The organism is Shigella sp. SIG3 (assembly GCF_053555855.1).
The window spans coordinates 1-9,982 of the sequence record NZ_JBQZXE010000124.1; the positions used below are offsets into that span (position 1 = coordinate 1).

At 41.3% G+C, this 9,982-nt stretch carries 7 protein-coding genes and 3 pseudogenes; 2 read left to right on the forward strand and 8 right to left on the reverse strand.

Annotated elements, in window-relative coordinates; all coding sequences use genetic code 11:
• The 5 genes and pseudogenes from ACUU1I_RS17255 to ACUU1I_RS17275 form a co-directional block, all read right to left on the reverse strand.
• Positions 1-338, reverse strand: a 338-nt coding sequence (locus tag ACUU1I_RS17255) for a YagK/YfjJ domain-containing protein (protein WP_152061515.1), incomplete at its 3' end; no start/stop codon positions are given.
• 27 nt (positions 339-365) lie between these two features.
• Positions 366-928 (reverse strand): annotated as a pseudogene (locus tag ACUU1I_RS17260) (inovirus Gp2 family protein).
• A 63-nt stretch (positions 929-991) separates the two neighbouring features.
• Positions 992-1,338, reverse strand: a pseudogene (locus tag ACUU1I_RS17265) (TOTE conflict system archaeo-eukaryotic primase domain-containing protein); the annotation flags it as partial.
• Between the two features lie 106 nt (positions 1,339-1,444).
• Positions 1,445-2,008 (reverse strand): inovirus-type Gp2 protein, encoded by a 564-nt coding sequence (locus ACUU1I_RS17270; protein ID WP_000282110.1) that lies wholly within the window; start codon positions 2,006-2,008, stop codon positions 1,445-1,447.
• A 1,374-nt stretch (positions 2,009-3,382) separates the two neighbouring features.
• Positions 3,383-5,218, reverse strand: a complete 1,836-nt coding sequence (locus ACUU1I_RS17275) for a hypothetical protein (protein ID WP_001258873.1) — start codon at positions 5,216-5,218, stop codon at positions 3,383-3,385.
• 100 nt (positions 5,219-5,318) lie between these two features.
• Between ACUU1I_RS17275 and ACUU1I_RS17280 the strand changes: the two genes are divergently transcribed.
• Together ACUU1I_RS17280 and ACUU1I_RS17285 are read left to right on the forward strand one after the other, a co-directional pair.
• Entirely contained in the window at positions 5,319-5,606 is a 288-nt protein-coding gene (locus ACUU1I_RS17280) for a helix-turn-helix transcriptional regulator (protein ID WP_000070931.1), read from the forward strand.
• On the forward strand, positions 5,578-7,107 hold the full coding sequence (locus ACUU1I_RS17285; RefSeq protein ID WP_005067490.1) for a DUF3987 domain-containing protein: 1,530 nt from the start codon (positions 5,578-5,580) through the stop codon (positions 7,105-7,107). Before ACUU1I_RS17280 ends, ACUU1I_RS17285 begins: the two co-directional genes overlap by 29 nt.
• Before the next feature lie 169 nt (positions 7,108-7,276).
• On the opposite strand, the gene ACUU1I_RS17290 is transcribed toward ACUU1I_RS17285, so the two are convergent.
• The 3 genes and pseudogenes from ACUU1I_RS17290 to ACUU1I_RS17300 all read right to left on the reverse strand — a co-directional run.
• Positions 7,277-8,494 (reverse strand): tyrosine-type recombinase/integrase, encoded by a 1,218-nt coding sequence (locus ACUU1I_RS17290; protein ID WP_000279879.1) that lies wholly within the window; start codon positions 8,492-8,494, stop codon positions 7,277-7,279.
• A gap of 366 nt (positions 8,495-8,860) precedes the next feature.
• Positions 8,861-9,847, reverse strand: a complete 987-nt coding sequence (ycdU, locus tag ACUU1I_RS17295; RefSeq protein WP_000611845.1) for a protein YcdU — start codon at positions 9,845-9,847, stop codon at positions 8,861-8,863.
• Positions 9,844-9,982 (reverse strand): annotated as a pseudogene (locus ACUU1I_RS17300) (ACP S-malonyltransferase); the annotation flags it as partial. The gene ycdU and the pseudogene ACUU1I_RS17300, both read right to left, overlap by 4 nt.

Here is a 9,982-nt window from a genome sequence, read left to right on the forward strand (position 1 = left end):
TTACACCAGACATCGTTATTAAGTAGCAGCACCATAAGATAAGGAGTGGCATCGTTAGCCACAGCTTCCCTACTCCAGAGGTAATATAAAGGGGTGGGCTCGACTGATTTATCTTTACGTCGCTTACACTGCAAATGTTCAGAAATTAGTCTATGCAGCTCACCAGTAAAATCAGCAATCAGAGAAGGAATTGCCTTATTCATACCAGGGCAAGGTATTAATTTAAACTGTAATAATTTAATTTTAGGATGTGTAGCAGCAGCCCGATACAGAGTTGCAAGGACACACTTTTGCCAGAGGGCGTTACAGGAAAGCTTAATGTTTGATTCTGTATACATAATAAATCACCTTATAGTTACAATAGGTCAAAAACCGCTGTAGCCAAAGTTACGCTGGCCTGATGCTTTAGTGTCGAGCTTCGTCAAATAATCCAGACGTACCAATAAGCGCTGGTACTGCTCTGGGAAATTAGGATCGTTAATATCCAGGATGTAACGTCCATTAGCAGGGAAATGAACTAATCCCTGGTGATCTTCCAGTTCCAACCCTAAGGCACTGTACCAGGCTCCGGTAATTAACCCTCTCAGGGTGTCAGAGCGCTCATAGTTTCCCAGATGGTAATAGGCGTCTTTGTTAAAAAAAGGCAGACGTGATAATGACATTTAAAGGACTGCGTATATTCTTTCGCCCAGATAATACAAACCGACGTTGCGTAGGTGCGTTTGCCTTGTTGTTTTTTACGGTGTTGATCTGCATTAATTTTCGCATTCAGCGAGTTACGGAAACGAGATATCTCTCCGGGGATCAGGTTAGGGAAACAGGTAATGATATCCCCGTTGTCAATCACAGGAGGGTAATGGAGATCCCCCCGTATTGCTGTTATTCTGGAAGTGTTTTTAATATTCGTATTGATAGTTCTCAGAGATATATCACACTCTAGATATTTTAATTAAGTATCAGTTCGATATCGGCATATTGTACACTACCTCAGGTAGATGATGAGATCAGATACAGGGATCAACTGACGGTGAGCGCAGTCCCCACATTTTATCCAGGGCTTACTGCATATTCCCAACAGCCATTCGTTAGCCAGGTAGACGAATACCCTGATTTGCCGCTGGTTTTGCTTTCCTATCGAAGGGCCCATACATCATCACGCCCACGAAACAACCGACGAAATAACGCAACTTTCTCATCCGTGGATAATACGAAAACGCACTGCACAGGGCTCTGCGGTTTACGTCGCCATTCAATCCCATGAGCTTCAAGTAATGAGACCAGCCGGGTATTTTCTGCCCGCAGTACTGCTAGTTCATCGCTGTCAGATTTATAAACCATATGCGTTATCACTTGTACCTGTCTCCCGGCGGCACCACGACTGAAATTCGTGTGAAGGCAAATCCACGCGATAACTTACGATAGTTCGGACATAAGCCCCCATAATTCAGTTATGTCGTGGTCGACCCCGGTTACTTTTTTCGGGAAGCCTGCTACGGCCCAGAATAATACCGTGTTCTTTCTGATCCTGTTTAGCCAGATAGCTAAGGGCGTAACGTAAGTCGTCTACCGCAGATTTATCACTATAGTGAATCACGTGATCGATACGCACCGGGTATTTGTCTTTAGCCCGGCACAGATGAAAATAACCCTCCCCTTCCGTGATCCGCCTCCAGATATCTCCCAGTTGCCTGGATATCTGATAAGAGTTCTTGTGACGTTGTCCATCCAGGTAGCCGATAAAATGAATATGAAGCCCTTTGTCTGGTGTATATTCCATTACCCAGTAATATCCCGCCAACATCGTCTGGGTTTCGCTAAGTAAACGGTATATTTCCATACACATACTGTGCTTACAGGAATGCCCGAAACTGGGCGTGTCTTTCCTGTAAGCAAAATCAATTCTGAAAGGTAACAGTTTAGAAAAACGTTGAAACATACCATCCATGTGTTCATTCACGTCTTTCAGAATCATGAAATCCATTTTGTAATTGGGATTGGCATTATACATTTTATAGTCCTTACTTTATAAAACTCACAGGAAGAGAGAATTACGTAAATACTGAGAGTAGAGAAACGCCGTACCACGGCATTAATAAACGAAGTAAACCAGCAGCACAGACAACCTGATAAAACTGTTTTGTATTACCGCATTACTGTGATGAGGTAATACTTCAGAATACAGTGAGACTCTCTTAAACTGAGAACCAGTACGAATTACAATGGAAAAACACACCTCATAGAATTGAGTTTCAGGAAGCACCACTAAATTCTTTACAGGAAGTAATCTGACATTCACAAAACTCAGTATCGGCTAGCTACAGGCAACATCGCTATTAATATTGTCGAACCATTAAGTAAAGCCGAGAGAGACCACGGGTATTTAATCATTAGCATAAAAGAATAATGGTATACAGAACATACCCACACACCATAAGAAGATTGTTCCATACAGAAAAGATCATATTTACCTATACCTATAAACTGTAACGGAGTCATAACACGCTCTAATAGTGTTCCGATACGTAACCAGTGTTAAGTACGTACAGGACAACATTACACACATAATTCACCATACAGCTTCCCCCATATGCTTCACTGCGTAGTGTATGGAGATATATGCATTACACACATACAGAATACTTAGCATAAAGAGGAGTGACATTACCACGTAAAGAGATAAGTTATACAACAAACATACAAACAATACGGCACAGACACACAATACCATAACTCCAACTAATAATACTAATTAACCTTAATTATTTATGGTATATGAAATAAATGTGATTCTCCCGGAACTAACTAACCTAACCAGACAGATGATCACTGTATAAAAACTTCAGTTAATACTCATTTGTTTTGTCGACTCAGTATATAATGAGTGACCAGTAATCAGGATAATCACACTTACATAACCTGTAAAAAAGAACAAGAAGAATAAGCCACTAACATAATGCAAAATGGCATCTGAATCGATCGCAGTTTGGCATTCGAATCGATCATGATTTGGCCCAATCCGTGATCGAATAGAGCGGAATACGCAACATAATTCACCAGACAAGAGCTTACACCGAATTACAGATTATGTATTAATGTCAAAACTGGCATATTTTACAGATACAATGAACATGCAACCCATCAATCTAATAGGGGCGGTATGTACATCTGCCCATGAATGGGATGGCGCTAAGAATACAAAACAATTAGACATAGATCACAAAAACACACCATTCTAATTGAAAAACAAAACAAACAAATAAATCATACTATTATAGAATTTTCTCTTGCCAGACATAGATAATACCCCTGCTAATTTTGCTAATGGTTAGCAAAATTAGCAGGGTATATAAAGATTATTGACCCAAAACACACTCAGATGAATTCACGACAGCTCAGGAGGGTTATTCCTGATGTCATCTTCACAAATAATGGTTAACGCATCATATATCATTCTGCGTCTGTTCCTGTTTTCGGCCTTATCGCCATACAACATCATCACATTTTTAATTTCATCGACCGGTGATTTCACATAGTGAACTAATACACCAAGCTTCTCAACACATTGCAGTAAAGTATATTTCTTACTGCCTGTGAAAAGCCCTATCATAGTTTCTTTACGTTCGCGACTGGATAATACTTTGTTTTCCATAATGACTTCTGCCAGCGTCTTACCATCATAAACATACTCTTTATCTATCAGAATATTTATCTTATCCAGCACCTTCTCTACGTCATCAAGCAAACCTGTAATATATGGGGGCGCAATATATGGTTTCGTACTGATCTTTTCAAGCATACAATTATACATCTTAATAACACGCATCAGGGTAAAATTGTTCGCATCATACTGTATTTCACCCTCCTTATATACAGGATCAATAAGTGGTATTTTTTCAATAAATGCATCCTGATAGGCTTTTACATGGTCAAGCCAATAAAACAACGAGCCATACTTTATATTTTTTCTATTTACTTTAACCTCCAGTGCTGTCCGAAGCAACGATAATGCCCCCCTGACATATCCTGAAGGTAATTCACCAAACAATCCTTTTCTTTCCATGTCATCATAATGCTGCAGCACATCATTAATTTTATTTTTCCTTATCAGACAAATGTACACCGCAAGTGTTTCGTAGCAGCTGGTCACATGAACAGCCTCATTCTGCAACTGCCCAAAATAGCTTATAATCTTTTTCAGATATGCGTCATCACAACCATTCTTATCATTAATATTAAATACAAGATCTTTCAGACGGGAAATATATTCCTGAGATTTATCATCAAGTGAAACACTATAACGAGACAATGTTCCTTCTGCACTGTTTTGAAACTTATAAAACATTTCCAGTAATTTTTTTGCATAAGGCGTTGTATCAAAGCTGGTAAAGTCATAAAGATATTGCGCAGCGTAACCATACAAACCATGAATCCAGAGTCCTTCTCTCACCAACACTCTGAGATAATATGCAAGGCTTTGAAGTATCTTCGTCTTTCGTTGTATATCAAGTAAGACACTTAATGAATAAAATGCATTATAGAATTTATCAATATTCCTGAGCACTTTCTCCAGTTCATCCTTATCCAGCTTCTTCTCCCGGTAATCCTTTTTATATTCATTTTTGATAGCCATGATATATTGTTGCATCAGGCTCTTGCTTTTCCCGTTATCCTTCCGTATAGTTCCTGTATATTTCCCCAGAGCATACAGCTTTCCATTTTCATGAAAATCTTCCTTGTTGAATCCCAGTTCAGCCAGATATTCCCGAAGATAACGTTTAACAGCAGCTTCATCGCTTTCTGTATCAGCGTGATCAAGACAAGGACAATACGATTTCTGTAAAAAATTATAAATATGATAATAAAAAGCAGAGTCATTCTCTGGTCTGTATGTATTATACATATCTACAACAAGAAAAATAACCCCAAAAGTGCGCAGACAATAGCTGCGAAGGAATTCAGGTTTTAGTGTGGAATGCACTGGATAAGAATTCATCATGTAATAAAAATGTTCATATCGGGCATATATGATCCGCCGTTGCTCCTGACTGAACACCCCTTCAGCATCAATAATACGACTGATCTCATTATAACGTTGATCCCAGAATTTTTGATGCATTTCAAAATTGGTACTCTTCCGCTTGTGTGCCGGATTCTCGCCTTCCTTAAACAACCCCAAAACAGTACAAATATCATACAACATATTTGTAAATGTGCGCATATGCTGTGCTCTCCGGTTGGTTTGCATTTTATCGCAGAGGACATTCTGAGCTTAACGTATCAAACTGACACAACGACATGCAATGCATATGGAGAACAATATGTCAAATCAAACCGGACAGCTTTACACGCCTTCACGCATCCTGCGTATGGCTGAACTTACCCGACTGCTGGGTATATCAAGATCTACTATTTACGTGAAAATAAATCCGGCCTCGAAATACCACGACCCTACCTTTCCCAAACCAATAAGGCTTGGTAGTGCATCCGTAGGCTGGCGGGCATCTGCCATCGATGAGTGGCTGATGTTACATACGGCACCAGCCTGGTCTGAACCTGAAAACAAACTAAAGGAACTTAATGATGACGACAAAACTATCACTCCCTGAACTTGACACAACTAAACTGCCTGACAGGTGCCAGGCATTACTTGATGAAATGCATGAAGAAACAGGAATACGCCGTGAAATACTTCTGTCTGTTATGCTGACGGTCATGGCTGCCTCGGTCCAGGATACGCATGAAGTTGAACTTTCCGGAGGGCAACGTACCAGCCTTCAGATATTTATGTGTCTTTCATCAGCATCAGGCAGTGGAAAAACCTCTGCCTGCGCAAAATTAATCGCTCCTGTTCATGAAACAGAAGAAGAACTACATCAGGCATATATCGACGATAAAAAAAACTATGACCGAATGATGGAAATGTGGACAACAGATAAAAAAATCCTGGAGCGGAGATATAAAAAGGAAATTGAAAGATCCCCGGAAAATGCTGCTGCTGCACGAGCAGCACTTGAAAAGTGTATAGCAAATAAACCCGAACCTCCCGTACAACAGGTTCTCATCGTGAATGACGCGACACCAGAAGGGATAGCTTTGAAACTCAGCCAGTCACCCTCTCTTCTGTTGCTGTCTGATGAAGGAGGTACTATTCTGGATAAGCGTTTCGAACGCAAATCGGCACTGTACAACACATTATGGAGTGGGCAACCAGTCAACGTTGAACGGGCATCCAGACCCGGGTTCCGGCTGAATGATGTCCGTCTCACTATACTTATACTGACTCAACCGGTAATATTTAATAAGTTTTTTACTCTCACTGGCGATCAGATCCGGGGCAATGGCTTTCTGGCCCGGTTGCTATTTTGCGAACCCGGAGCAATTAAAATAATGACGACAGAACCGCATACTGCCACTCCTGTTGTGACGCAACAATGTGCAAGCTGTTTTCGTAAGAAAAGTTTTGGCAGTCAGATCAGAGACTCTCTGAGAGCATCCAGAGAAAGACGTGCAAAAAGTAAAGAGCGCATCTGCATGACATTATCAAATGCAGCATCCCGCGCACTGGAGCGCTTTCACAAAGAAAATATGGATACTGTCAGACAGAATCCTCATATGGGTACATTTGAAGACATTATTGTCAGAAAAAGAGAGCAGGTTGTCAGGATAGCAGCACTTCTGGAACTGGAGAAAGATCCAGACTCGACAGTAATAACGCTGGAAAGTACTAATAGCGCCATTTATCTCATTGAATTTTATTTCAAGCATCTTATATATAAACTTGAATCCCTTCGGGAAATATCCCCGGCTGAGAAACTTGATAAATGGCTTCAGAAAAGAATTATCACAACAGCAGGTTACATATTCCAGAAAAGTTATATTTTACAATATGCCCCATATGCTCTCAGGAAAAAATGTGTTCTGGATGAAGCACTTGACATACTGGCGGAACAAAGGAAAATAAGGATTGATGATAACCTGGTTGTTTATATAGGAAACACGATTACACCATCCGAACTGGCAAAAAAACTAAATATTCCTGCATTCGATGCCGGAGTTTTCATTTGTGATCATCAAAACATACTGAAGTATCACCGAAACAGACTATAGATACTATCGGACAAAAAATAAATTATCACAAGTGTATTATTCGTTATAATAATGAATAATCGTTATCTGAGTGCAATGCCAGGTTTTCATTACGAACTGGCATTGCATTTATTTTTCAAAAAAGAAAGCAGTAACCATTTGGCTACTCTGAGTATGCCAGTCCATGAAACTAAGCGAATTCCTTAGTGTTTTTAGCAAGTTGAGACATCACATAATCCGCCCATGCCTGCATCATCGGTACACGCTGCTCCAGTAGATCAGTACGATGATATGCCGCCTCAACCTTATTTTTCAGCGTATGAGCGAGCGCCCTTTCCGCCAGATCCCGCGAATACCCCTGTTCACTACACCAGTCCCTGAATGTTGAGCGAAAACCATGTGCCGTGGCAACTCGCCCCGGAATGTCACTGACGGCTTTCTTTTTACGCAGAAAACTTGTCAACACCATATCGGAAAGGATCTGCTGCTTTCTGGGTGAAGGGAACACCAGTTCATCATGCAGGCCACGTATATTTTCCAGAATGTAAATAGCCTGCCGGGATAAAGGAACACGATGCTGTAGCCTAGCTTTCATTCTTTCTGCAGGTATAGTCCATACCCGCTTATGAAAATCAATTTCAGCCCAGCGCATTCCCCTGGCTTCGCCCGAGCGAGTTGCTGTAAGTATCACCATTAATAACAGTGCGCGGGTAACATTATAAGGTTCATCACTATACACACTGGTCGCCACAAAAAGCGGTAACTGCCTCCAGGGCATTGCGGGTTGGTGTTCATCACGTCCTCTTGTCTGCTGAGGAAGCAAATGGTCAACCACATCAACAGGATTTGCCACACAAAAACCGTGCGCCCATCCCCACTGCATAACAACATGAATGCGCTGTTTAACCCGGCTTGCCGTTTCTGACAAGGTTAACCAGACTGGACGCAGTGTTTCTGCCACGTCCGCAGCCGTAATCGAATCCAGCGTTTTTGCTCCCAGTTGAGGAAACGCGTAATTCTCAAGCGTCGATAACCACTGCCTTACATGCTTTGGATTCTCCCATCCAGGAGACAGTTCTGCATGTACACGCCTGGCTGCATCGGCAAATGTTGGGATAACGACTTTCTCAGATTCAGCCTTTTTAATCTCCAGAGGATCATCACCTGCAGCAAGTTGCTCTCGCATTATCCGGGCAGTACGTGCAGCTTCAGCAATACTGACCTCTGGGTAAGTTCCCAATCCAGCATTACGTCTTTTTTGTGTCACCGGACTTACATAACGAAAAACCCATTTCCCCCGCCCCTTTACTGAAGAAGGATGAAGGGTCAGTCCGGTAATTCCCCCATGGGGCAATGGTTTGTCATCAGGTTTGATATGTCTTGCTTTCGTATCCGTCAATACTGCCATACGCTAATTCCCGTCACTCTGGTATGCCATCCAGTATGCCATTAGTCCCTCGCTTCACTAAGAATACATTAGATAACATCGGACAACAAAAAGTGTAATACATTGTTTATAAAGAAATTATATAACACCCCTGGATTAAGTCAGATTTATTTCAGGCGGTCCCCCTCACCGCCATATTTAAAGAAGAGCGCGTACGAAAGTACGGGCTTTTTTTTCGTATATTGTACACACCGGGTGCCCCCGCCCACGTCTGTTAGGGCGAGGGGAAATTGTGCACATCAACTGTCTGGTTACTCAGTCAACAATCAAAATGCGCAAGATAGTACAGAACATATATGCGTTATCTGGTCACTTCCTGTAACTTCCTCACTTATTAAAATGCCCCCAACGGAAATACATGTCACATGCCATCATAAAATCGTTATGCCAGAGGAATCGACAATGGAAAAAATAGTAAATTAAGCACGGTACATAGCAGAGTAAAAAATAGGCTTCAAACCAAATCCGCCATTCCACAAGCGTTGCCAATACCGACACCAGCGTAATCCACATCATTTCAATAACCAGCAATATGAATAACCGAAGCCAAAGCGGCTTGGCAAAAAAGGTCGACAACGTATTTTCACTGGAGAAAAACAGATCGATTTCCTGCAAAAAAAACCTGCCCAGAAAAGCGTACCGCTTGGAGAAGCGCAGAAAAAACAGATTAATCGCCAACACTACGCCACAAAGAATGAGCAATGCAATTATCGATTTAAACGTTAACCACTGCCCCTCTGTCACAAAAGAATCACTGTTACGCAACGGGCTGATAGTAAGCAGGTTAACAACCGTTGAGATGCACACCGAAAGCAGCACATAGCGAGTCAGACTTTTATATTTTACTTTTTTCGCTACTGAAATAGCGACCTGCTTGACATAACTGGTGCGGATCATCCGAAACAGCAGAAAGATGACCAACGGCCCAAGTAACGAAATCAGGAACAGCGCATATAACGAGGGTAGAAGCTGGTATAGCCCCCAACTCATTGCACTCAACATGATTAACGACAGAAATCCTGCCACCAGAGGTTGTGTAAGAAATAATTCTATTTTGTGGTTCTGCTTTTTCTTAAACCACAAAAAATCGATATTCTTCGTGACGCATTTATAAGCCCAGTACGCCTTGAGATCAAAAATAAAATTATACAGCACCAGGGCCAGAATCCCACTAACTACACCAATATCCTCTGATGGAAAAGTAAACCCTGCATTTTTCCAATAAAAGCCTATCAGAATAAGTCCAATAGCATAAATGTATATCAGATTTCGTTTATCCTGAAAGCGAATAAAAGTTAAATAATCAGGAATCATTTGAATACCTTTGCATCACTAAATGCTTTACGACAATGCATAACTCGTTGCTGATCCACGCCAGCAAAATCATTTAACATATTCCCCAAATAGGGCTTATTACTTATTTCAAGTAGGCAGCCTGACGGCTGCGGC